This window comes from Mycobacterium sp. 4858, assembly GCF_900240975.1.
Classification (GTDB): domain Bacteria; phylum Actinomycetota; class Actinomycetes; order Mycobacteriales; family Mycobacteriaceae; genus Mycobacterium.
In genome coordinates, this window is record NZ_LT968776.1 from 897906 (window position 1) to 922003 (window position 24098).

The window sequence follows — 24098 nt, forward strand, 5'->3', positions numbered from 1 at the left end:
CTAGGGATTGATCGTGTTGTCCCCGACCTGGCGTCCCCACACGTACTCGATCGCGTACGGCGATCCGGTATCGAGGTGGTTGTACGGCGCGATGCTGTTGCCAGTGTCCATCACCAATTCCGGTGCGGGCCACAGGTGGCGGGTGATGGGCTGCCAGCAGCCCGGGGCGCCCCCCGGCCCGCCGTGCGCGTTCACCCGCGGCAGGTTCTCCGGGTAGGTGTACGGGTTGGGTGCGCCGCCGACCACGCCGGCCAGCCCGCCGACCAGGCTGGCGAGGGTGGCCACCGCCGACACCGGGTTGGCCAGCAACCCCAGCCCGGACAGCGCCTCGGTGTTCATGTTCAGCGAGTAGCCGTTGAACCCGCCTTCGGAGGCACCCGTCAGGGGCGCGGCGTCGTGGTAGTTGCGCAGCGTGCAGAAGATCGCGGGGCTGTAGGTGTCCAGCAGCTGGGCGCTGGGCACCAGGTCTTGGGCCCCGCGCGCCAGATACGGCCCACCCCGGTTGAAGATGTCGGCGCCGGTGTTGCCGAACCCGGCCGCCGACAACAACGCCTGGTCCAAATCCTTCTGCTGCGCATTGATCGTGCGCGAGGTGATCACCGCGTTGCTCAAAAAGTCCAGCAGATCCGGCGCCGCGTTGGCGTAGGTGTCACCCAACCCGGCCAACTGCTGAATGTCATGACGCGCCTGCGGCATCTGCGGATTGACGTCATCGAGGATCGCGTTCGCGTTGACCACCGACTGCCCGAACTTGTCACCCAGCCCGGTCAACGCCTGCGCGGCCGCACTCAGCGTCAGATTCAGCTTGACCGGATCCACCTTCTCCGCGATCGAGGTGACGGTCTGGAACAGCGTGTTGATCTCGGTGGTCACCGACCGCGCGTCGATCACCGTGTGCGGGCTGAGTTTTTGCGGCGACGGATTCTTCGGGGTGGTCAGCGACACGTACTTGCCGCCGAACACCGTGGTCGCCTTGATATCGGCGTTCACGTTGGACGGAATCAGCGACAGGTACCGCGGATAGACCTCCAGGGTGAACTTGGCGGCCGGCTTGCCATCGCGCACCGTCTCGGCGATGTTGCCCACCCGGCCGATCTCCACCCCGTTGTAGGTGACCTTCGAACCCGGATCCATCACCAGCCCGGCCCGCGACGCCAACATCGTCAACTCGGTCTTCGGTGTGAAGCCGCCGCGGAACTGCACGTAGACCAGGGTGAAGACGAGGGCCAGGATCACCAGCACGGCGACGGCGATCCACCGGTACGGCGGGAGCCGCTGGGAATTGATCTGCACCGGGGAAGACGTGGTCACCAGCGCCCCTCACCTCTGCGCCGCGTCCCGGTGCCGCGGCGAAACCTCCCCCTGTCAGGGGCTCTGTACACACATGCAATAACGAAGACCACAGGAATGTACCTTGGCGGCCGCTTTTCATGCGAACCGCCGTTCGCAGAATCACAGTCCGGCCGAGCGGACGAACCCGGCGGCGGCCGGACGGGGAAAATGGCGGTGCACCAATCCAATCGGCAAACGGCTCGCGCGCCCGTCAAAGATCAGTTGCCGCCGCGACGGGGATCCGACCGTCTAACCGGCGGCGCTCTCGCGATGGAAAACCGGGGCCTGCTGCACCGCAAGCGCCGTCCGCCGCCGCAGGAATTGATGAAAATACTCGCTGCGATCGGGCTGCAGGATTCCGTTCAGCAGCAGGGTCCAGCACTTCTGCACGTCGTGCAAGAACCGCTCCGGCTCGTCCAGACTGCTCGCTTTCCGCAGCCCCATGTGGACCGACAACATCATTCGCCCCACATCCTCGGGGGCACAGCCTTCGGCGATGTCGCCCTCACCGATGGCTTGTTCCACGACCGCGGCCAAGTCCTCGATCCATTGGTCGAACAGACCCTGATGCGAACCCTCCGATTGGCCCGCCGACTCGATCAGGTTCAGCGCCGCCCGGAACCGATCCGACTTGATGTCTTGGACCGCTACCAGAAACGAGAAGTCGATCAGCGTCTCCAGCCCGGAAAGACCCCGGGTCAGCAGGTCCCGCACGGCGGCTGCCACCGCGGTGGTCTGTTCGTCGATGACCGCGAGTGCCAACGCGTATTTCGACTTGAAATGGAAATACAGCGCGCCCTTGGTCAATTCGGCTTCGGCGAGAATGTCGTCGAGGCCCACCTCGTGATAGGGCCGGCGTGCGAATTGATGGGAGGCCGCCCGAATGATCTGTCGGCGGGTCGCATCGGCGGAGGGGCCCGCCATGGCTAGGGCGTCCGCCCGGGGTACGTCACGGACGGCCGAGATACGCCGACCCGGGCCGTACCCGGTGCGGCTTCATCGGTGATGGTCGTCATGGCGTCGTGTGATTCGTCACGACAGTCGCCTCCCCGCGCCGGCAAAACCAAGCGATCCAACGGTAGCCGCTCGAGCGGCGGTTTGGCGTCACCTCCACCCGTACTTCTGCTCCGGCTACCCGAATGGGTGGCGGAGTCTGGGGAACCGTCGGTGCGGCCCGGCTCACTACACTAAGCGCTACGTGAGACCCGGGCTCGAGGCGAGGCGATGGGGATGGCTACGGGAGCCCAACCGAGGCAGGTGGTGGCTACCAGGGTGCAATCCCCCGCCTACGACGACGGGTTGGTAGCCCGCGCGCGGCTCATCGAGCTGCTGCGGTCCGGCCGCGCCAAGCGGCTGGCGTTGATCCACGCCCCGGCCGGGTTCGGCAAGACGACCCTGGCCGTGCAATGGCAGCGGGCGCTCCAGGCCGACGGGGTGCCGGTGGCGTGGCTCAGTCTGGACCGCGACGACAACGACGTGGTGTCCTTCCTGGCGCATCTCATCGAGGCGGTTCGGCGCGTCGAACCGTCGCTGGCCGCCAACCTGAGCGAGCTCCTCGAACAGCACACCGGCAACGCCCGGCGTTACGTGCTGGCCGAACTCGTCAACCGGATCGCCGAATACCGCCGACCGTTGGCGGTCGTGTTGGACGACTGGCACCTCATCGAGAACGTCGACACCGCAGGGGCATTGGAGTTCCTCTTCGACGTCGGGTCCGACAATCTGCACCTGATCATCACCAGCCGGACCCGTGCGCCGGCCGTGGCCAAGCTGAAGGTGCGCAACCAGGTCATCGAGATCGACAGCGCGCAGCTGCGCTTCGACCGCGAAGAGTCCGCGGCATTCCTCGGCCTGAATGCCCTGGGGCTCAACGACGACGACGTGCGCCGACTGTGGTCGAGCACCGACGGCTGGGTCGCCGCCCTGCAACTGGCGACACTGTCGCTACGGAACAGCGAAGATCCCTCGGCGCTGATCGCCGCCTTCTCCGGCCGGCACAGTTCCATCGGTGACTACCTGGCCCAAAACGTGCTCAACGCGTTACCGGCCGACCTGCTCCGGGTCCTGCTGACCACCTCGATCTGCGATCGCCTCTGCGGCGAACTCGCTTCGGCGCTCACCGGTCAGCCCCGGGGGCAGTCGATCCTCGAAGAACTCGAGCGCCGCAACATGTTCCTGCGGCCCCTCGACGAAAACCGCGAGTGGTTTCGCTACCACCATCTGTTCGCCGACCACCTGCGCCGGCGACTGGAATGCGATCATCCCGAATGGGTAGTCGACCTGCACCGCACCGCGTCGGCCTGGTTCGCCGAGCGCGGGCTGCTCGGCGAGGCGGTGACGCACGCGATGGCCGCAGGTGATGCCGCCGGCGCGGTGGAACTGGTGGAACGCCAAGCCATGTCCCTGGTCGAACACAGCCGGATGGCCACCCTGCTCGGGCTGGTCAACAAGCTGCCGAAGACGTCGCTGGCCGGCAGGCCCAACCTGCAGATCGCCATCGCGTGGGCCCACTGCCTGCTGCACCGGGCCCCGGAGGTGCAGGTGGCGCTGAACCACGTTCGCTCCGCCCTGGCCCCGGCGGCCGATGACGTCAGCGCGGGCATACTCGGCGAGGCCGACGTGGTGCAGGCCTGCACCGACGTGTACGGCGATCGCATCGACCGCGCCGCCGCCCTCGTCGCGCCCTACCTGGTGGAGAACCCGCCATACCGGCCATTTCTGGTGGCCGTGTCCGCCAACATCGCCACCTTCGTCGACATCCATACCTTCGCCTATCAGAGCGCCCAGGCACGCCAGCGATGGGCCAACGCCTTTCACGAGACAGCGGGCGGCCCCTTCGCCGGCGTGTACGGGCGATGCTTCGCGGGCCTGGCCGCGTTCGCCCAACTCGACCTGACGACCGCCGAGAACCGCTACACGGAAGCCCTTGTGCTGGCCCGCAACGAAGCCGGCCCACATTCGCACGCGGCCCGGCTGGCGGGGGCGCTGCTGGGCAGGCTGCATTACGAACGCGGTGAAATCGACACGGCCGAACGGCTGTTGGAACGGTGCCACGAGCTGGGCGCCGAGAGCGGTGTCGTCGACTTCATGATCGCGACCTACGGCACACTGGCCCGCATCAAGGTCCTGCGCGGGGACATCGATGACGCGATCTGCGTGTTGGACGAGGGATACATTGCGGCCCAACACCTTTGTCTGCCCAGGCTGTCGGCCGCGCTCGACTACGAGTGCGTGCGTCTGCACCTCGCCTTAGGCGACACCCCCCGCGCGCAACACACCCTCGACCGCCGGGGCGGCGGCACACCGGACGGGGTGGACGGCATCGGCATGGCCACCCGGCACTACCGGCTCGGCATGCAGGCGCAAATCTGCTGTGCCGGAGGCGACTACGGCGCAGCCCACGATCTGCTGTCCCGGATACATCACGAAAGCGCCGCCGCCGGATGGCGTTACGCCGCGGCCGTCAGCACCATCGAACTGGCCCGGGTGCTTTGCCTGACCGGTGACACCGAAGCCGCGGCCGAAACGCTGGCGCCCGTGCTGCTCCTCGGCGCGGAGGCCGGACTGCTGCGCACCATCGTCGACGCGGGGCCGGAGATCCTGAAAATCGTCGGCGCTCTTCGCGATGCCAGTCGCACCCGCCACTGGCCGGCCACGCTTCCCCAGGTCCCGCCCGAGTATCTCTCGCGATTGTTGGCCACCGCCCACGCCGACGCGAAGAACGCGGCCATCCCCGTTATCGCCCGCGCCGATGACCGCGCCCCGACGCCCGAGGAACCGCTGAACGCTCGCGAACTCGAGGTACTGCGGCTCCTGGACCGCGGCCTGTCGAACAAGCAGATCGCCCGCAATCTGGGGGTCACTATCAACACGGTCAAGTGGTATCTCAAGGGCATCTACATCAAGCTGGGCGCCGCCAGGCGCGGGGAATCGGTCTCCGAGGCCAGGCGACGAGGGCTGCTGCCCTAATCGGTCGCATTGCGTTAGCGTCGTCGGCGTGACCCTCAACGACATCGCACTGACCACCCTCGATGGCCGGCCGACCACGCTGGCCGAATTGTCCGACGGCGCAACGCTGGTCGTGAATGTGGCCTCCAAGTGCGGACTGACCCCGCAGTACACGGCGCTGGAGAAGCTGGCGAAGGACTATGGTGACCGCGGCCTGACGGTCGTCGGCGTCCCCTGCAACCAGTTCATGGGCCAGGAACCGGGCACGGCCGAGGAGATCCGGGAGTTCTGCTCGACGACATACGGGGTGACGTTCCCGCTGCTGGCGAAGACCGACGTCAACGGCGATGACCGCCACCCGCTCTACGCCGAGCTGACGAAAGCCGCCGATGCCGCCGGCCAGGCCGGAGACATCCAGTGGAACTTCGAGAAGTTTCTCATCTCGCCCGGCGGTGAGGTGGTCCGCCGGTTCCGCCCCCGCACCGAGCCCGACGCCCCCGAAGTCATCAGCGCCATCGAGGCCGTGCTGCCCCGTTAGACGGCGGCACGAACCTCCGAGGTCGGTGCGGCTAGCCGTCGGGCGGGCTCGCTGATTGATTTTCGCCGTCCCGATGCACAAAACCGATCGAAACCGGCTCCGTTTCGCCCTCACAGATCGGGCAACGATGCTCGAGTGGCCGAAAGTCCTCCGTCGTGGAGTACATCGCCCCTTCTTTGCTTCGGTCGCACCGGAGCAATCTGGGAGCATTCAACATCGACCGTGGGAGGTCATCATGTCGGGAGGCAGCGTCGCTCGCGTCAACATGCTGGTCACCTTCGTCCTCGACTAGAGCCGGAGGCAACCATGTCAACGAAGACCAAGGTCACCGCGCTCGATCACGCAATCGATTCCGCGCACACCTGGATCAACGATGTCGCGAAGGAGTTCGAGACCGAGGATCGCGAGTTCGCCTACCGAGTCCTGCGGGCCTGGCTACATACCCTGCGTGATCGGCTCACTGTAGAGGCGAGCGCTCATTTTGCGGCACAGCTCCCCGACTTGATCAGGGGAATTTTCTACCAGGGATGGAACCCCGATGCCGTACCCGACAAGTACGACGCCCACGCTTACACCATCCGGTTCGCGCGCGAGGCGAATATCGCCCCCGACGACGTTCGCAAAGCCGCTGCAGCCACGACCGCGGCCGCCTTGCACCATCTGCCGGTCGCCCAGATCGACAAGGCCCTGGGTCAGCTCCCCATAGAAGTTCGCAAGATACTGCAACCCCAGCACTGAACTTCGCGCGTCATGCAATTTCTCATCGCCTAACGACAGATACGGGGAAAAGAATGCCGGGGCACGAAACCCATCGTGGCATCTTGGTCGGCGTTGACGGATCAGCCTCGTCGATGGCGGCGGTCGACTGGGCGGCTCGCGATGCTGCGATACGCAATGTTCCGCTCACACTCATGCACGTCATCGCACCGGTCGTCCCGGCGGTTGCGCCGTGGCCGGCGATCCCGATTCCTCAAGACTATTTGGAGCACCAGGACGACAAAGCGCGACGAATTCTCGAAGACGCGCGCAAGGTGGTCGCCGACAGCACCGCCGACCATGGCCCGCCGTTCGTCTACAGCGTGGTGGTACATGGCCCCACCGTTTCCACGCTCGTCAACGAGTCCAAGATTGCGGACATGATGGTCGTGGGATGCCGGGGCGAAGGCGCGTTCAGCCGGGTCCCGTTCGGCTCGGCCAGCACCGGCCTTGTGAACTATGCGCATTGCCCGGTCGCGGTCGTCCATGATGAGGCCCCTCCGCGCCCGCAGGCGCCGGTGCTGGTGGGAATCGATGGTTCGGCCGCATCAAAACTGGCGGCGGAGATCGCCTTTGATGAGGCCTCTCGCCGGGGCGTGGAGTTGATGGCACTGCATGCGTGGTCGGACGTCAGCCTCTCGGAAGTGCCGGGTCTGGATCTCGAGATGATGGAAGTGCAGGCGCAACAGGCGCTGGCCGAGTGGCTCGCCGGATTTCAGGAGCGCTACCCCGATGTCGCGGTGCGACCTGTGGTGGTGCGCGATCAGCCGGCTCGCCAACTTATCGAGCACTCGGAGTCCGCACAACTCGTCGTCGTCGGCAGTTACGGTCGCGGCGGATTCGCCGGCATGCTGCTGGGCTCGGTGAGCACTGCCGTCGCGCGCGCGGCGCAATCGGTGGTGATCGTCGCCCGCGAGCCATAGCGGTGTAGATTCACTCACTGTTGACACGAAGACGGCCCCGGAGTCTCCTCCGGGGCCGTCTCGCTGGTAGCGGGGACAGTGTGGTGTTCCAAGACATCGGAATGGGCTGTCTCAAGACATCGGAATAGGTGAATCAGCCAGTTTCAGCTGGTGTCGAAGGCTCGTCTGGTCATCACCGCAGTGCTCGTCGAAGGCCGTTCGCAATCGCAGGTCGCCCGCGATTACGGGGTCTCTCAGGGCTGGATCTCACGGCTGATCAAGCGCTACACCGTCGAAGGCGACGCCGCGTTCCAACCGCGATCACGGCGGCCGCACACCAGCCCACGACGGCTACCTCAAACCACCATCGACCTGGTCATCGAGCTGCGCCATACCCTGGCCGGCAAAGGACTCGACGCCGGACCACACACCATCGCCTGGCACCAAGTCGTCCTACATCCGCTTCGCCGCCCACCAACCCAACGAACGCTGGCAAGCCGACTTCACCCACTGGCGCCTGGCCAACGGCACCCACGTCGAAATCCTGTGCTGGCTCGACGACTGCTCACGCCTGGCGCTTTCGGTGACCGCCCACCGCCGCATCACCGGCGCCATCGTCGTCACCGAATTCACCAAAACCATTGCCGAGCACAGCATCCCGTACTCCACCCTGACCGACAACGGCATGGTGTTCACCACCCGCTTCGCCGGCGGCACAGGTGGACGCAACGGATTCGAAGCCCAACTGCACCGCCATGGCATCACCCAGATCAACTCCACCCCCAACCACCCCACCACCTGCGGAAAAGTCGAACGCTTCCACCAAACCCTCAAAAAGTGGCTCACCGGCCAACCACGCCCAACCACCATCGCCGAGCTCCAGACCCAACTCGACGCCTTCACCGACGAATACAACCACCGCCGACCCCACCGCGCCCTACCATCTACACCAGCCGACCCAAAGCCGACCCAGCAACCCGCATCGACACCCACAACCGCGTACGCACCGACCGCGTCGACCAAGCCGGATCCATCACCTTGCGCGTCAACGGCCGCCTGCACCACATCGGCATCGGCCGACACCACTACCGAACCCGCGTCCTGATCCTTGCCCAGGACCACCACATCACCGTCATCAACGCCGCCACCGGAGAAGTCCTGCGCGACTTCACCCTCGACCCCACCAGGGACTACCAACCCACCGGCGCCCCCAAAGGCCCCACACGGAAAAAACCGCAGACCTAAAGCAGGTCCACGGCTATTCCGATGTCTTGCGACATCACATGGTAGCGGGGACAGTGTCTGGTTTCACGACATAGTTGGCAGCTGTCTCGGGACATAGTTGACACCTCGTTGTGTGTGGAGGTCGGCCATGTCCAAGGCGCAGCTCGTCATCACCGCGGTCGTGTTGGAAGGGCGCAGCAAAAGCGAGGTTGCCCGCAATTATGAGGTCTCCCGCTACTGGGTCCACCAACTGGTCAAACGCTACGAAACCGAAGGTGCAGCTGCCTTCGAGCCGCGCTCACGCCGGCCCCACACCAACCCCCGCGCCCTGGATCCTCAGGTGGAAGAACGCATCATCTGGCTTCGCAAGACCCTGCACAAACAGGGCTACGACGCCGGAGCCGCCACCATCGCCGAACACCTCGCCCGCGACTCCGCCATCACCACCGTTCCCGCAGTCGCCACCATCTGGCGCGTCCTGAGCCGACGCGGCTTCATCACCCCCCAACCCCAAAAACGGCCACGCTCAAGCTGGAAACGCTTCGAAGCCGACCTACCCAACCAATGCTGGCAAGCCGATGTCACCCACTGGCAGCTGGCCAACCGCACCAGAGTCGAGATCCTCAACATCATCGACGACCACTCCCGCCTAGCGATCGCCTCCCTCGCTCAGCGCACCATCACCGGCCCCGACGTCGTGCACGCCTTCACCCACGCTTTCACCACCTGGGGCACCCCCGCAGCCCTGCTCACCGACAACGGTGCGGTCTTCACCGCCACACCGCGCCGCGGCGGACGCACCGCACTGCAAATCCTGCTCGGCGAATTGGGCATCAACTACATCAACTCCCGGCCCTACCACCCACAAACCTGCGGCAAGGTCGAACGCTTCCACCAAACACTCAAAAAGCGGCTCACCGCCCTGCCCCCAGCAGCAACCATCGCCGAATTACAAAGCCACCTCAACGAATTCGTCGACTACTACAACACCACCCGACCCCACCGAGCCCTACGCCGCAACACCCCACGCCAGGCCTTCGCCAGCCGACCCAAAGCCTTCCCCACCGGCTACCACATCCCGCCGCACTTCCGCGTCCGCCACGACACCATCGACGCCGCCGGCGCCATCACCGTGCGCTACAACAGCCGCCTCCACCACATCGGACTGTCCAAACACCTACGCGGCACCCACGTCATCGTTCTCATCAACGACCTCGACATCCGCGTCCTGGCACGCGACACCGGCCAACTGATCCGCAAACTCACACTCGATCCCACCCGCGACTACCAACCACGCGGAGTAAAACCCGAAAACAGCCCCACCAACAGGCCCCACATGTAAATGATGTCCCGAGACACCTGTCAACGGTGTCTCGGGACATCACAATGGTAGCGGGGACAGGATTCGAACCTGCGACCTCTGGGTTATGAGCCCAGCGAGCTACCGAGCTGCTCCACCCCGCGTTGGTAAATGACAGGTTACCGAACTCGCGTCGCGCCAGCCAAATCGCGGCCTGACCAGCTCGTTTTTCAACGCCGAACGCGCGTCAGTTCGCCGAGTCGCGCCGACGCCAGCGGGCTTTCAGTCACACGTCAGGCTGGCCGCGGACGGCTGAAATGAATGTCTCGAGTTCGCATGCGGTGCGGGGCCTGAGGGTTCGATGATGATCTCGGTGGCACCTGCTTGTGACCATTTCTGGTAGCCGTGACGTAGCGAATCGCCGGGCTGGCTCTAGATTGCGCGTGCCTCGACGATGCTGAAGTCCGTTCCGGTGGCGATCACTCGAGTCATTTCGAATCCGGCTTGGTCAAGCAGTCGGCGGTACTCGGCTGCGGTTCTTTCTTGCCCGTCATTGACCAGCAACATCTCGATATCGGTGACCTTGCCGATGACGTCACCGTGGTGCTCCGGGATTATGGCCTCGACGAGCAGCAACGATGCGTCGGTGGCCGCCGCCCTTCTCACGTTGTGCAGGACGCGTAAGGCGGCCTCGTCGGGCCAGTCGTGGATTATCTGCTTGAGCACGTACACATCGCCCCCGGCGGGGACCTCGTCGAAGAACGAGCCTTCGACGAGCCGAACCCGATGCGTCACATCGAACTTCCGCAACAGGGATGGCGCGTCCGCTACCACGTCCGGGAGGTCGAACAGGACGCCCTGCGCATTCGGTGCCGATTTCAGGATGGCAGCGAGCAGACGGCCGTGGCCGCCCGCGATATCGACGATCGTGCGGTATGGCGTGAAGTCGTACGCCTCGACGAGCGGTCCGTCTATATACGCCGACAATCCCGTCATCGCTTCGTTGAAAATCGCGCTGAATTCGGGCTCGTCGCGCAGATAGGCGAAGAAGTCTTGACCGCGTAGCGTGGTGACCGGCGATGTCCCGGTCCTGATGGCCCGCGTCAGCAGGCTCCAGTGTTCACGGTGCTGCGGTGCACCCACGAATCGGGCCAGGGCCGCCACAGATACCGGGGCGTCCGAGCGCAGCGTGTCTGCTCGGGGAGTCAGCTCATAGCGACCGTCGTCGCGTTGAGCGAATATCCCCTTGCCGATCAGTGCCCGCAGAGCCCGGCGCAAGGCGTCCGGATGGGCTCCCACTCTGTTGGCGAGTTCATCGAGTTGCAATGGCCCGTCGGCGAGCGCATCCGCCACTCCCAGGTCGGCCACTGCGGTGATCGTCTGCGATACCCACGCCCCGAGCAGTAACTCCTGCATCGCCCGTGCCGGGGAAGACGTAGGTTGGTCGAAGGACGGTGCCTCAGAAATTCTCATGCGATCTCCTCAGTTCGGCTGCCGCGAAAGGCGAAAACGTCGGGACTCAGTGGATGCTGCCCAGCTGCAGTTTGGCCTCGAAGGGCTGCCCATCACGCATGGGCCACAGTGGTTGCGGGACTTCGGCGCCGAAAGGTGCGTCCCAGTGGTTGCGTGAAGAAACCTCATGCACCGGATAGCGGTTGGTCGCAACTCCCCATCGGCCAAGCGGATAGCCGAGGGCCACCATGGCCGACATCGTCCACCCCTGGTCGGCCGGCACGCCCAATATGTCGTTGACCTCGTCCGGGAAGTAGCGCAGCAGCGTTGTCATGGCGCCGCCGACGCCTTCGGCGCGGGCGGCGAGCAACGCGCTCCAGATGGCCGGGAAGATGTTTGCGCCGCCATGGTCGTCGATTGCGAAAACGAAGAGCAGCAAAGGGACTTCGTCGAAGTGATCGGCCAGGTAGTCCCCGGATCGGATGACCTGCCGCAGAGTGTCGGCGTAGACGGCGCGATCCCGGCCCGGCGCCTGCACAGCCATTCTCCCGGTCCTGAACTCTTCGTGCTCGATCTCGTTGGCGCGCCGATACAACTCGCCCAACGCGTGTTTGAGCGCCGGCTCATCGACAACGAGGAAATGCCAGCGCTGCGTGTTGGCGCCGCTGGGCGCGCGGATCGCCGCATCAAGGATGCGTACCTGAGTATCCAGGGGAACCGGATCCGGCCGCATCCGCCGCATTGTTCTGGTGGTGTAGAGCGCTTCATAGATATCCATTGACCGCCTCCTCTCTGAAGAGCTCCCGCCGACGCGCTATTTCCCCGATGGCGAAAACGATGTTTCGAGGATGATCCTGACCCTCCGCGCCGAAACGACCGAACGGCTGTTCCGATGACCGGAACGGCTCAGCGCAGCGCGATATACCGCTGTACGACAGCAACTCTGAAAGATCACGCGCAGCGTTTCGGTAGCGGGCCATGGCGTCTATCGGGTCCGCATTCGGATCGAGGATTAGCTATCATCGTCCAGTGGGATCGGAAAGTTTTGATGATTTCTCGGCCGATGGGTTATTCAGATCGGTCGAACCGGGATCTGTGCCCACCAGTGCGGTGCACAGCGCCTTTGCGCTACTCCGAGCGCTCGGCCGGATTCAACAGCACCCGGTCGGGGTTACACGACTCGCCTCGGAGACGGGTATCCCCAAAACCACGGTGCACAGGCTACTTCAGCAGCTCGAACAAGAGAACGTCGTGCAGCGTGAGAACCGAAGGTGGACCTTCGCCGCGGGCCTGCATAAATTGGACCGCCGGCGCCACGACCTGGCCGCCGTGGCACAACCCCGGATGCGATTCATGTCGCTGGCCACTAAGGCGTCAATATTTCTGTACGACGCACCGGGGAACCGATTGAGAGCCATGTGCCGCGCGTATGGGTCGGGCGTTTCCGGCGTCTTGAGCCCCTCACAGCAGTCCTTGGGTGCCGAGAGCCCGGAATCCGCTGCCTCTCAAGCGCTTTACCGCGGGCACATGGCATCCGAGTACGGGACGGTACACCCAGAGTGCTCGTGCATTGCCACTCCGTTTGCGCTTCCCTCGGGAGAGCCCGGGATCGTCGCTTTGGCTCTCCCCATGCGAAAAGACCTCGAATCGTTCAGGCGGCCGCTGGACCGCGTCGCCAAACTCATCCAGTCCGACATGCATCGCATGGTGTCCTGAGACAGCCGGCTCCCGCGGCGCCCCGGCGTCACAGGTGGTGCCGTTCTCGGATGCATTCCGCGGCCCGTTCACCGATAACGACGCAGGGGGCCATCGTGTTGCCAGACGTGACGCGCGGCATGACGGAAGCGTCTGCCACTCGCAGACTTTCCAAGTCGTGCACCCGAAGATCACTGTCCACCACCGAAAGTGGGTCTTCGCCTAATTTGGCTGTCCCAGAGGTGTGCCAGTAAGGAACCACCCCATCTCTGACGAAACTTCTAAGATCGTCACCTTTGAGGTTCCCTGGCAAGACTTCATTTTTGATAAATGGTCGAAGCGCGGACGAATTCCCTAGGTCCCGCAGGAACTCCACGCACGAGACCGCGAGCTCGAAATCATCCGGGTGCGACAGTGAGTTGAGGTGCACGCGGACTGGATCTTCTGGCCCGGGGCCGCTCAAGCGGATGAATCCACGACTGCTGGGGTGGGTGAGTGAGCCGCACAGTGTCCAGCATGACGCCGGCAGTTGACCGAAGCGGGCGATATTCTCCGGGCTGGCCAACGGCACCGCCGCCTGACAGCAGAATAGATCCGGGGCGTCCAAATCGGGATCGCTCGTCCAGAACAGCTGTGCTTCCCCCTGGTTTGTCGATTCGAACGGTTGCGCAAACTCGTAATTGACCGGTAAGCATGCATGGTCCTGGAGGTTCTTGCCGACGCCGGGCAGGTGTTGGCGAACCTCGATGCCGAACTCGCGCATCTCAGCAGCATCCCCGATACCAGACTGCATCAACACCTTCGGCGTATTGATCGCTCCCAGCGAAAGCACAACTTCTCCGCGTGCCGCGACATGCTGCAGTCTTCCATCGCGGCGTACCTCGACACCGGTGACTCGGTTCCCTTCGATGGAAAGCCGGGTGACCGAGGTTTCGGTAAGGACGGTCAGATTCGGGTTACTCAAGATGGGATAGACATAGGAGCGGAAGATCGACTGGCGCCGGCCGTCAACAATGATGACATCGCATAGGGCCGCGCCGCGGTCGTACTCCATCATCCTGCCGTTGGGATGCGCGAAGGTGGGCAGACCCATTGCTCTGGCGGCCTCGAGCGTCGTCCGGCCGAGACCATCGGGGCTCGTGGCCGGTTGCACTCCGACAGGTCCCCCACTACCCCGATATCGGGGATCGGGGGCGCCCAACCAGTCTTCGATACGCCGATAAATATCGACGACCGCGCTATAGCTCCAAGCAGGGTCCCTGGCCTCGGCGGCGAAGAAATCCCAGTCCGCCCGATGGCCGCGCGACCACGCCATCACGTTGATGCTCGATCCTCCACCGAGAACCTTGCCCATAGACATCGGCAGCGCGCGATTGTTGATGTGGGGATTGGGCTCGCTTCGATGTCCCCAGTCGCGTTCGGATCCCAAATTTGTCGGCCACAAGGCAGGCACCATCACGGAAGGAGTCGCGTCGTGAGTGCCGGCTTCGAGGAGAAGCACTGATATGTCAGGGTTTTCGGCGATCCTCCTGGCGACCACCGAGCCCGATGATCCAGACCCGCACACGATGAAGTCGTATTCGGGTGCCAGCGTCGAATGTGCCAGCCGCCGCACGTCTCCGTGCGCCACCGCTTCGGGATCATCAAATGCCCGGTGCCGCAATGATTTCGTCATTAATGACCACCTTTCGGAGAATTTGATTTCTGGGATGCCCGATCCACTGCAAACCGTTGTGGTTAGCCGCCTCCAGGACGAGGTCGTTCAGGCCAACGACATAGCTATGAATACGCAAAAGGTCGCCGTGGATCCAACTAGGTGTTCCGAAGGACGGAACAAGTGTCGAACGCCAACTGAAACGCATCACACCCGCGCTTCACACCGCGCAACGCGTTAGCGAACTCTCCGGCCAAGCTGGACATCTGTGCCGGGCAAGCCCTCGCGGCCTGCTATTCGGGCCGGCCGCTGTTGAGGATGACGTCGACGATGCTGCAGCGCGCGAGGTCGGATCTAGGGGTTCGTGGCGTCGTTGAAAGCGCAGAGGATGTCAGCATCCTAGTGGTCTGTAACACTGGTAGATGGGCAAGGCGTGTGTCCTTCCGACGTACGTGTCGAGGGAGTAACTTTGTCCTGCAAGCGGATTGGCCACACAAACAACGTATTCAGTTCCATGCCACCGTCGATGGAAATGTCCTGCGCGGTGATGTACCCGGCGCGATCACTGACGAGGAAGGCGACCAGATCGGCGACCTCCTCGGGGCGCCCGGACCGGCCGCTCGGCAGTGCCGCACAGATACGTTCTTGGTCCGCCGCGGGGAGGGTCATCGCTTTGGGCGTGGCGATGACGCCCGGCAGAACTGAATTGGCGGTGATTCCAAGGGAACAGTTCTCCATCGCGATGGTGCGAATCATGCCGTGCAGTCCAGCTTTCGATGCGGCATAGGCGACTTTGCCTAACGCCCCATTGCGTCCCGCGACGCTCGAAATCGCGACAATGCGACCAAAACCACGTTCTCGCATGCCCGAGAGACATGCTTGAATGACCCGAAAAGCGCCCGTCAGGTTGACGTCGATGTCTCGCGACCACTTTTCGGCCGACATCGAATGCGCGGGAGCGTAGGTGTCGACGACGCCCGCGACCGCCACGCAGATGTCGACGTCGCTGCCGAGCCAATCGGGTATCGGGTCAGCGGTCAGATCCAGCACGGCATCTGCTGGGCCGGCGATGTCCGTCGTTCGTACCTCGATGCCGTCGGTTCGCAGCCGCTGGCAGATCGCCGACCCAATTCCCCCGTTTGCGCCTGTAACAACCGCGCGTCGATCGGTCATACCGCCTCCTACTGGCCAGTGCGATCAGCTACCCGACAGAGCTACCGTGGACGGCCACGATGAATCTGTCGAGTTCGCGTGGAATGTCGGGACCCGAGGGCTCGATGACGATCTCGGTGGCGCCGGCTTGGGCCATTGCGGCCACGGCCTTTCCGACAGTCTCGGCGGTTCCGCTCAGGGTGACCGAGGGGACCGAGGCGTAACCTCCGGCACGCCAACCGGCCAGGTCGGCGTCGTTCATCTCGACCATGGTGCCCTGGTGAATGTGCAGGTGGCGCAGGCGCTGAGGAACCTTCTCGATTACGCCTAGCCAGGCGGAGCCTCCGGGCATCCCACGCACTGCGTCGGCGCCCTTGGTGACATAGATGAAGTGATATGCCGCGGCCCATGGGGCGCCGACCACTGATCGGACGCGTTCGCCGGCCAAGTCCTCCCCTTCGTCGAGGACGGTACCCATGGTGGCGACCACCGCGCGAATAAAGTCGCTCTGACCGGGCACGACGTCGAACATGGAGATCAGCCCGTCGGCGCCGAGCCGCTTGGCGACGCCGGCACCCTTGGGTCCGGTTGCCGCCACCAGCAACGGGATTCGCAGGGGCAGTGCGTCGGCTTGCGCCGAGGTCAGCATCAACTTGATGGCCGCGCCTTCCCAGTCGGTCGCCTCTCCTGCCAACAGCGCCTGGTAGGCACGGATATAGCACTCCATGTAGGACCATCGGATCGGCGGCTGGCCGATGGCCGCGCGGCTGGAGAACCCGGTGCCGAAAGAGGTCACAATCCGCCCCGGCGCCCGTCGATGCAGTGAGACGGTCTCGGCGGCGTTGACCAACGGGTGGCGCTGCGTCGGAATCAATACCGCGGGACCCAGCTCGATCGTCGTGGTCCGCTCCGCCGCACGGTGCAGGCCGAGCCAGACGTCATCGCCTCCGAACGGGGTGTCGTAGAGATAGGCCCGGCGATAGCCCAGTTTCTCCGCCGCGACAATGTGCTCAGCCGACTCGAATGACGGTGGCAGCGCCACACTTACATCGATCGCGGTCATTGGTTGCTCCTCTCCAATCGCGCTCGCTGAGCCAACGCATCGTGGGCAATGCGCTCAAATTCCGACATGGGCACTAGCCCGGCTACCAACCTGCCGCAGAGCAGCCACGCGGGTGTGCCGCAGACGCCGCACTGCTGCCCGGTCCGTTCCAACAAATGGACAGCGGCGTAGGCAGTGCCGTCGGCGAGCGCGGTGTGCAGTGCGCCCGGGTCCACGCCGGCCTTTACCGCGTGTCGGTCGATGACCTGTTGATCCTCGATGTCTTCACCGAGAGCGAAGTGCGCCTGGTACAACCCCCGCTGGAGCTCGTCGAAGGCGGCCGGCTGATTGCGGCGAACCCATTCGGCGGCGGCTAAAGCACTCCTGCTGTTGGGGATTCGATCCGGCCAGTTCAGCACCAGTCCCTCCGCTGCCGCCTCCCGCTCGAGCATCTCGGACCTCGGCCCACGACGGGGACCGATAACGAGACCGCCGGCCGGGATGTCGGGATGCGCCTGGAATGGCAGTGAGATGACCTCGAGGCCGGCCTCCACCAGGAGGGCGGACCTCGACTGCCCGATGTAGCAGAACGGGCATATGAAGTCGTACCAGTGCAGTACCGGCCTCGGCGCGTCACTCATCAGTTCCTCACTGGCGGAGACGCTTTCAAAGATCCCCGCAGCACGTCGATCGCTTGTGTGATCGCTGCGGTCGCCGCAGCGGTTTCGCGCAGGGCGTTCAGCATCATGAAGTCATGAATCGTGGCGTTGTAGCGGACGCTGGTGCAATGCACCCCGGCGGCGGTCAGCTTGCGGGCATAGGCCTCTGCTTCGTCACGCAGGACGTCGCATTCGTCCACGACGACGAACGCCTCAGGCAGTCCGGCGAGTTCGCCGACGCCGGCCCTCAGCGGTGAGGCGAGGACGTCGTCGCGCCGATCCAGATCGGGCAGATACGCATCCCAGAACCAGGCCATGGCCTTGGCAGTCAGGTGCGGACCTTCGGCGAAATCACGGTAACTCGGGGTGTTTTGCGAGGCGTCGGTCACCGGGTAGTACAACGACTGGTGAACGAAGGTGACGTCGCCGCGCCGGCGGGCCAGCAAGGCCAACGCGGCGGCCAAATTGCCGCCGGCCGAGTCACCGGCGACCGCCACGCGGGTGCCGTCGACACCGGCACTCGAGCCGTTTCGCTGGATCCAGCGTGCGGCCGCGTAGGCCTGCTCGAGCGCGACCGGATAGCGGGCCTCCGGTGCGCGATCATATTCGACGAACACGACGGCGGCGTGCACGCCTACACAAAGCTCACGCACCAGGCGGTCGTGGGTTGCAGCGCTGCCGAGCACCCATCCGCCACCGTGCAGGTATAGCACGGCAGGAAAAAGGCCTTTTGCCCCAACCGGTTTGACGAGGCGGACGCGCACCTGGGCGCCACCGGCCCCGACGGTCATCCATGCACTGTCGACGTCGGGCTTGGCGGCCGGAGACGACTGGATATCCTCCAGCCCGTCGCGCGCTTCGGTTGGCGTCACTTCGTAGACCGGTGGCACGTGGGCCGCCGTTGCGGCGAATTCGGCGGCGGCCGGCTCGAGGGCGGAATCTGATATCACACTTCCGGCATCCGTTTGCTCAGTTTCTGCAGCGTCAGCATTTCGCGCCCACCATCGTCGAGGTAGGGGATGCCGATCCCGTACTCCTCCCAGCGGCTTGCGATTTTGGACTCGAGCTCGGGTGTGAGCCTGTCGGTTGGCGGGAAGCGGCGCCCACCCCACTCCGGGCGCGGGTCGACCTCCCAGCTTCGGGTGGCGTCGATCAGTACCCGGGTCCATTGGCCGGCGCCGTATTTGTTGGTGTCATTCAACTCCGGCGGTGTCGACGGGTCGAGCGATGAGCCGAGACCCGGGCCGAAGAATGCGATATCACCGAGGCGGGCGTTGACCCGGTATGACATGGCCCAGTCCAGCGCGACCGGGTCGTGGAGGTCGATGTCCTCCTCAACGACCATGACGTTCTTGTGAAACCACACCGATCCGCCTGTCCCCCAAAGCGCCGAGGCGATCTGCTGCGCGTGACCCCGGTAGCGCTTCTGGATCTGCACCAGAGTGTTTTGGCCGTTTGTCACCTCAGTCATCCACAGGTCGGTGATGCCGCCGATCCCGAGGTCGTCGAGCACGTTCCAGGTGATCGCCGACCGCGCGAAGTTGACGATGCTGTCTTCGTTTAAGCATCCCGGCCGTATCCCTTCCAGGGTGCCGCGCAGCACCGGATCGTTGCGGTGGGTGATCCGGGTGACCCGCAGCACCGGCGCCGGTGCCGCGCCACCAATGAAGCCGGGGTACTCGGCGAAGGGACCCTCGACGACGAAGGTCGAGGGGTCGGGATCGATGAAGCCCTCGACGACGATTTCCGCGGTCGCCGGGACGTGCAACGGCACCGTTTCGCAGGCCACCAGGTCAACCGGGCGCCCGAGCAGGGCACCCATCATGTCCCATTCGCAGATGTTCTTCGGAAACGGGCTCCCGGCGCAGAACCCTAGCACGTCGTGCCACCCGTACACGACGGCGACCGGCATCGGCTCCGGCTTGTACTCCTCCATGTGGCCGCCCCAACCCTGACTGGGCACCAGGAGCTTGGCGATCTTGTCACGGTCGACGATCTGGCCCCGGTAGCAACCGATGTTGTCGCGCCCCGTCACCTTGTCCTCGGTGACCACACCGCAGAACGTGTCGATGTAGCGACCACCGTCCTCGCCGTGCCACTTGGGGACCGGAAGCTCCCACAAATTGATGTCGTCGCCCTCGAGGATGTTCTCCTTGACCGGGCCGGTATCGACCACCCGCGGCGGGATCGGATTCTTGAACGCCTCCCGGAGGTGACGCACGATCGCCGAGTCACTGGTGCCTTCGGGCAGCCCCAGCATCAGCTGCACCTGACGCCGGCTGCCCAGTGCCGACGTCAAAAGCTTTGTGCACCGAGTGTTCTCATGGCCAATGATGTTCTCGAACAGCAGTGCCGGGCCGCCGAGGGCAAGGTTGGCGCGGGTGATCGCCCCGATCTCCTCATCCCAGTCGACGGGGGCCGTGATGCGGCGTAGCTGGCCCGCGGCTTCGAGGGTGGCCAACCAGCTGCGCTGATCTGGCCCCGATTCTTGGGCGCTGGAAACGTTGATGGTTTCAGGAAGGCTTGTCGTCGCGGTCATTTCGTTCTCCTCACAGGGTTTTGGAGGCTGTTCTTCTATCGGCCGTTTGTGACGAGCCAGTCATCGGATTCCGCGAGGTTTCCGTGCCCATTCACCCCAACCGGCGGTGGATCTTCCTTCCAGCGTTTGATCAGGCAGTGCTCGATCCCCAGTTGGTCGATGACCCGCCCGACCACCTGGTTCGTCACCTCGTCGACCGAGGTGGGCTTGGTGTAATAGGCCACCATCGGCGGGAAGATCACGGCACCGGCGCGCGCCAGGTAATGCATGTTCTCCAGGTGGATCTCGCTCAAGGGAGCCTCCCGCGCGACCAGGACCAGCCTGCGCCGCTCCTTGAGCGTCACGTCGGCGGCACGAGTGATCAGGTTGTCGCTGAAGCCAATCCGGATGGCGCTCAACGTCTTCATGCTGCACGGGCACACCACCATGCCATCGGTGCGGAACGACCCGCTGGAAATGCCCGCGGTAAGATCACGGGCGCTGTACACGTGTGAGGCCAGTGCCCGCACCTCGTCGACGCCGGTGTTCGTCTCCATCTTGATCGTCGCCCGTGCCCAGTCGCTGAGAATCAGGTGTGTCTCGACCCCCAGCTGCCCAAGTACTTCCAGCAGACGGATGCCCAGGGCGGCACCCGTCGCTCCGGTCATAGCGACCACTAAGCGCATCGCCGTCCTCCTCTCAGCCGGTCGCCCGGATCTGCTCGAATGCGCACCGAAGCGACGATTCGGCTGCTCATCGCGTGTCCTTCCACCGGTCATTGACCAGCTTGCGGCGCATCGAGCCGACATCGCATCCGCCGGTGGCTAGCCATGGCAGGTAATTTGGGTGCAGCGGTGAGCTGTCGACGAACCATGCCGAGAACCCGAACTATCGATGCGACTATCCGGAGTCGCGGCAGCTCGAACGTGATCGTCATGCCGATAACAGCGCACACGACCAGCAGTGGTACCTGCTCTCCGCCGGGGTCGGCATCCGCGGTCATAGCTCCTGCTGCCTTCGATTTGTCGGATGCGGGGCCGGACTCATGTGGCCGTTGTTGGCCGCCTCCACCATCAGGTCGGTCAGAGCCTGGAGCATCGACAGCAAAGGTGTTTGGTCGGCGGGCAAGCGACGCGTCTGGGTCGCCCTCGCCGCGATGACATCCTGGTCGGCGACCGCCCTGTCCTTCTCGCAGACGATGTACGTGGATGGCACGGCATGCCAGGCCGCGGCGGTCAGTACCTCGGTGACCGCGAAGCTGCTGAACGGCCTCATCCGGGCGATTGCGCGATCCGCATCTTCCGCCGGCAGATTAGTGAACAAAATCTCGTGGGTGTTGTGAGTCGTCATGGTGTCGCCCTCAACGTTCCACCAGGGGACGGCGCCGCTCAGTTGTATCAAGGACTCGCCGATGTCGAGCTGAAAGCACGTCCGCATTGACGGTGCCGAAGGTGGTGTGCGGGCGATGCGTCATGCCGTCGTTGAAGGCTGCCAAGATCCGTGCGTGGATCGGCGGCAGTGACGGCAAGGGCTTCGGGAGGGAGGTCTTCGCGGCAGATGCCCAGGACGTCGGTCTCGACACCTGCTGTGAACACGGCGATTTCGGGTTCGAGGAACTCGGGGATCCCCGGAGGGGTGTGCAGGGCGATGCTCAGCCACACCTTTTCGGTGTCGGCTTTGTCAACGCCGCGTCGCACCAGGAAGTCTCGCGCCGCGTCGGCGCCGTTCACTTCGAAGCGAAGGTTCGAGGTGCGGCCGGGCTGGGTAAGGCCGACATCGTGAAACATCGCGCCGACGTACAGAAGCTCCAGCTCTGGCCGCGGTCCGCGGCGGTGGCCCTGCAGTGCAACGAACAGGAAGGCCATGATCTTTTCTCGTCTCCTTGAGCGATCCTTCTGGCAAGTTTCCGGGTTCCTCGGCCACCCCGGCGCTGGAATTCGCGCCGTCCTTCCCACAGAATGCGACACGGTTGGCTTGAACTTGACGCCGCCGACGCGACACGATGAGCGGGTGGTCGGCATCAGCGCAATACCCCGCGTGGTGGTGATCGTCGTCTTCGACGGCGTAAAGCTGTTGGACACGGCAGGGCCCGCGGAGGTCTTCGTCGAAGCCAACCGGTTCGGCGCGAACTATTCGCTGGAGATCGCGTCGGTGGATGGGAACGACGTCACCACTTCGATAGGGACGCGGTTCGCCGTCACCCGGAGCATTTCGTCCATCGAGTCCGCCGATACGGTCCTGGTCGCCGGCGGAGACAATCTGGTCGGGCGGCCGATCGATCTCGCGCTCGTCGAGGCGCTCAAAACGGTGCCGGCCCGGACGCGGCGGCTGGCATCCGTATGCACGGGCTCGTTCATCCTGGCGCAGGCGGGGCTGCTCAGCGGCCGTCGCGCCACGACGCATTGGCGGCATACCGGACGCTTGGCCCGAGCCTTTCCCGATGTCGGGGTCGAACCGGATGCGATCTTTGTCCGCGACGGCGACGTGTTTACCTCCGCGGGCGTGTCGTCGGGAATCGACCTCGCGTTAGCGTTGGTCGAACTCGATTACGGCCCGGAGTTGGTCCGTGAAGTCGCGCGCGCGTTGGTGGTATACCTCAAACGCGCTGGCGGACAGTCGCAGTTCTCGGTCATGATCGAGGCCGATCCGCCGCCGGATTCCCCCCTGCGAGCGGTCACCGACGCAATCAACGCCGACCCCGGGGCCGACCACAGCGTGAAAAGGCTTGCGGCCCGGGCATCTCTGAGCACACGTCAACTGACCCGACTGTTTCAGTCGGACCTCGGATTGACGCCGGCGCGCTACGTCGAGTTGGTGCGAATCGACTTCGCGCGCACGGCACTCGAAGCCGGTCGCACCATCGCCGAGGCCGCAGACCTGGCAGGGTTTGGCAGTACGGAGACATTGAGACGGGTGTTTCTCAATCATCTGGGCATCACCCCCAAGGCCTACCGAGACAGATTCCGCACGGCCTGCACCTGAAAACTCCTCTGCTGCAAGGTGATCAAGGACGCACTCGTTACCTACCCCAACCGGCCGGTTTCAGCAGGTCCGACAATCCGACGCGATGCAACATCTCGGCCCTGAGCCGGTCGAGCAAGGCGAAGCCGACATCGGCACCATCGTTGGCCGGGTCGATGTGGACTCGAAACGGACGCTTCCCAAATGCGGTGTCGACCACGTTGACCACTGCGTCGGCAACCGTGGACACGTCGGCTCCGTGCGCCCCGATCACGGCGAGGGCCTCCTGGACCCGGGTTCCTAAACCCGCGTAGGGTCCGGCCTCGTACTGGCCCACAATCACGCGGTCTGCGGGTGAGCCGGCATCGGTGAAGTGGTTGGTCCCGCTCGTGAATGCGCCGGGAACGATGATGGAGGTCTCTATGCCCCATCGGGTTAACTCACATGCATAGGCCACCGCGAGCGAGTCCATCGCGGCCTTCGCCGCGAAATATGGCGCCAGATACGGTGGCATGCCCCCCGCGGAACTGCTGCTGGACACCCATACCAGAAGACCCTGGCGCTGTCGTCGCATGTGCGGCAGCACCGCGCGGTTGACTCGCTGTGTCCCCACAACGTTGACGTCATAGAGTTCGGCCAGCTGTTCCGGCGTAAAGGCCTCGGCCGGCCCGAATGCCATGTGTCCCGCGTTGTGTATCACCACGTCGATACGGCCGTTGGCGACGAAAATCCTTTCGATCGCTGCGTCCACCGAAGGCTGCGACTGCACGTCCATTTCCACGGTCCACAGCTCAACCCCGTTGTCCTTCGCGAAGCAGCCGATCGCTTCGATCTGGGATGCATTGCGGCCGTTGATGTCTTGCATCGACGCATAGACCGTGTGGCCCGCCAGCGCCAATGCCTCGGAGCCCAGCCGACCGAAGCCACTCGCTGCGCCGGTCACCACGATCACGTCCTGACCCATC

22 protein-coding genes, 1 tRNA gene and 2 pseudogenes are annotated in these 24098 nt (G+C 64.4%); 10 read left to right on the top strand and 15 right to left on the bottom strand.

Going from position 1 to position 24098, the window contains the following annotated elements; genetic code table 11:
- Positions 1–1293, bottom strand: coding sequence for an MCE family protein (locus C1737_RS12720; RefSeq protein WP_102418561.1), 1293 nt, complete (start codon positions 1291–1293; stop codon positions 1–3).
- Positions 1294–1581: 288 nt separating this feature from the next.
- A complete protein-coding gene (locus C1737_RS12725) occupies positions 1582–2256 on the bottom strand; it encodes a TetR/AcrR family transcriptional regulator (RefSeq protein ID WP_102418562.1) in 675 nt (224 codons plus the stop codon).
- Positions 2257–2562: 306 nt separating this feature from the next.
- Here C1737_RS12725 and C1737_RS12730 point away from each other — a divergent pair, with 306 nt between their 5' ends.
- The 8 genes and pseudogenes from C1737_RS12730 to C1737_RS12755 all read left to right on the top strand — a co-directional run bounded on the left by C1737_RS12730 (position 2563) and on the right by C1737_RS12755 (position 10042).
- The gene (locus C1737_RS12730) at positions 2563–5301 is read left to right on the top strand and encodes a LuxR C-terminal-related transcriptional regulator (RefSeq protein ID WP_102418563.1); all 2739 of its coding nucleotides are present in this window, start codon (positions 2563–2565) and stop codon (positions 5299–5301) included.
- 28 nt (positions 5302–5329) lie between these two features.
- On the top strand, positions 5330–5818 hold the full coding sequence (locus C1737_RS12735; protein ID WP_068093803.1) for a glutathione peroxidase: 489 nt from the start codon (positions 5330–5332) through the stop codon (positions 5816–5818).
- A 306-nt stretch (positions 5819–6124) separates the two neighbouring features.
- Positions 6125–6556 (top strand): DUF2267 domain-containing protein, encoded by a 432-nt coding sequence (locus C1737_RS12740; RefSeq protein ID WP_067926538.1) that lies wholly within the window; start codon positions 6125–6127, stop codon positions 6554–6556.
- A 53-nt stretch (positions 6557–6609) separates the two neighbouring features.
- Entirely contained in the window at positions 6610–7497 is an 888-nt protein-coding gene (locus C1737_RS12745; RefSeq protein WP_102418564.1) for a universal stress protein, read from the top strand.
- A 150-nt stretch (positions 7498–7647) separates the two neighbouring features.
- Positions 7648–7851 (top strand): annotated as a pseudogene (locus C1737_RS27375) (helix-turn-helix domain-containing protein); the annotation flags it as partial.
- Between the two features lie 142 nt (positions 7852–7993).
- On the top strand, positions 7994–8581 hold the full coding sequence (locus C1737_RS27145) for an integrase core domain-containing protein (protein WP_233214830.1): 588 nt from the start codon (positions 7994–7996) through the stop codon (positions 8579–8581).
- Entirely contained in the window at positions 8515–8721 is a 207-nt protein-coding gene (locus C1737_RS27150) for a hypothetical protein (RefSeq protein WP_233214865.1), read from the top strand. Before C1737_RS27145 ends, C1737_RS27150 begins: the two co-directional genes overlap by 67 nt.
- Positions 8722–8848: 127 nt before the next feature.
- Positions 8849–10042: an IS481 family transposase gene (locus tag C1737_RS12755; RefSeq protein WP_102418565.1), complete on the top strand. Its 1194-nt coding sequence runs from the start codon at positions 8849–8851 to the stop codon at positions 10040–10042.
- Between the two features lie 45 nt (positions 10043–10087).
- On the opposite strand, the gene C1737_RS12760 is transcribed toward C1737_RS12755, so the two are convergent.
- The 3 genes from C1737_RS12760 to C1737_RS12770 all read right to left on the bottom strand — a co-directional run bounded on the left by C1737_RS12760 (position 10088) and on the right by C1737_RS12770 (position 12230).
- Positions 10088–10164 (bottom strand) — tRNA-Met (locus C1737_RS12760).
- A 268-nt stretch (positions 10165–10432) separates the two neighbouring features.
- The gene (locus tag C1737_RS12765; protein ID WP_102418566.1) at positions 10433–11473 is read right to left on the bottom strand and encodes a methyltransferase; all 1041 of its coding nucleotides are present in this window, start codon (positions 11471–11473) and stop codon (positions 10433–10435) included.
- A gap of 46 nt (positions 11474–11519) precedes the next feature.
- On the bottom strand, positions 11520–12230 hold the full coding sequence (locus C1737_RS12770) for a nitroreductase family protein (protein ID WP_102418567.1): 711 nt from the start codon (positions 12228–12230) through the stop codon (positions 11520–11522).
- A 251-nt stretch (positions 12231–12481) separates the two neighbouring features.
- Here C1737_RS12770 and C1737_RS12775 point away from each other — a divergent pair, with 251 nt between their 5' ends.
- The gene (locus C1737_RS12775) at positions 12482–13168 is read left to right on the top strand and encodes a helix-turn-helix domain-containing protein (RefSeq protein ID WP_199182831.1); all 687 of its coding nucleotides are present in this window, start codon (positions 12482–12484) and stop codon (positions 13166–13168) included.
- A gap of 28 nt (positions 13169–13196) precedes the next feature.
- On the opposite strand, the gene C1737_RS12780 is transcribed toward C1737_RS12775, so the two are convergent.
- From C1737_RS12780 to C1737_RS12820, 9 genes and pseudogenes are all read right to left on the bottom strand, one after another.
- Entirely contained in the window at positions 13197–14822 is a 1626-nt protein-coding gene (locus C1737_RS12780; RefSeq protein WP_102418569.1) for a GMC family oxidoreductase, read from the bottom strand.
- A gap of 378 nt (positions 14823–15200) precedes the next feature.
- A complete protein-coding gene (locus C1737_RS12785; protein ID WP_102418570.1) occupies positions 15201–15974 on the bottom strand; it encodes an SDR family NAD(P)-dependent oxidoreductase in 774 nt (257 codons plus the stop codon).
- A 28-nt stretch (positions 15975–16002) separates the two neighbouring features.
- A complete protein-coding gene (locus C1737_RS12790) occupies positions 16003–17016 on the bottom strand; it encodes an LLM class flavin-dependent oxidoreductase (protein ID WP_102418571.1) in 1014 nt (337 codons plus the stop codon).
- The gene (locus C1737_RS12795) at positions 17013–17636 is read right to left on the bottom strand and encodes a DsbA family protein (RefSeq protein WP_102418572.1); all 624 of its coding nucleotides are present in this window, start codon (positions 17634–17636) and stop codon (positions 17013–17015) included. The genes C1737_RS12790 and C1737_RS12795 overlap by 4 nt, the downstream gene beginning before the upstream one ends.
- Positions 17636–18544, bottom strand: a complete 909-nt coding sequence (locus tag C1737_RS12800; RefSeq protein WP_233214745.1) for an alpha/beta hydrolase — start codon at positions 18542–18544, stop codon at positions 17636–17638. Before C1737_RS12800 ends, C1737_RS12795 begins: the two co-directional genes overlap by 1 nt.
- A 56-nt stretch (positions 18545–18600) precedes the next feature.
- Positions 18601–20193 carry a UbiD family decarboxylase gene (locus C1737_RS12805; protein WP_102418573.1) on the bottom strand — a complete coding sequence of 531 codons (1593 nt, stop codon included), beginning with the start codon at positions 20191–20193 and terminating at the stop codon, positions 18601–18603.
- Between the two features lie 35 nt (positions 20194–20228).
- Positions 20229–20858, bottom strand: coding sequence for a UbiX family flavin prenyltransferase (locus tag C1737_RS12810; RefSeq protein ID WP_102418574.1), 630 nt, complete (start codon positions 20856–20858; stop codon positions 20229–20231).
- 313 nt (positions 20859–21171) lie between these two features.
- Positions 21172–21522 carry a hypothetical protein gene (locus C1737_RS12815; protein ID WP_102418575.1) on the bottom strand — a complete coding sequence of 117 codons (351 nt, stop codon included), beginning with the start codon at positions 21520–21522 and terminating at the stop codon, positions 21172–21174.
- Positions 21523–21595: 73 nt separating this feature from the next.
- Positions 21596–22037: pseudogene (locus C1737_RS12820) on the bottom strand (HD domain-containing protein); the annotation flags it as partial.
- Positions 22038–22209: 172 nt separating this feature from the next.
- Between C1737_RS12820 and C1737_RS12825 the strand changes: the two are divergent.
- Positions 22210–23154, top strand: coding sequence for a GlxA family transcriptional regulator (locus tag C1737_RS12825; RefSeq protein WP_068093827.1), 945 nt, complete (start codon positions 22210–22212; stop codon positions 23152–23154).
- 37 nt (positions 23155–23191) lie between these two features.
- Here the strand turns inward: C1737_RS12825 and C1737_RS12830 are convergent, their stop codons facing one another.
- Positions 23192–24097, bottom strand: coding sequence for an SDR family NAD(P)-dependent oxidoreductase (locus C1737_RS12830; protein WP_068093835.1), 906 nt, complete (start codon positions 24095–24097; stop codon positions 23192–23194).
- Position 24098: the final 1 nt, after the last annotated feature.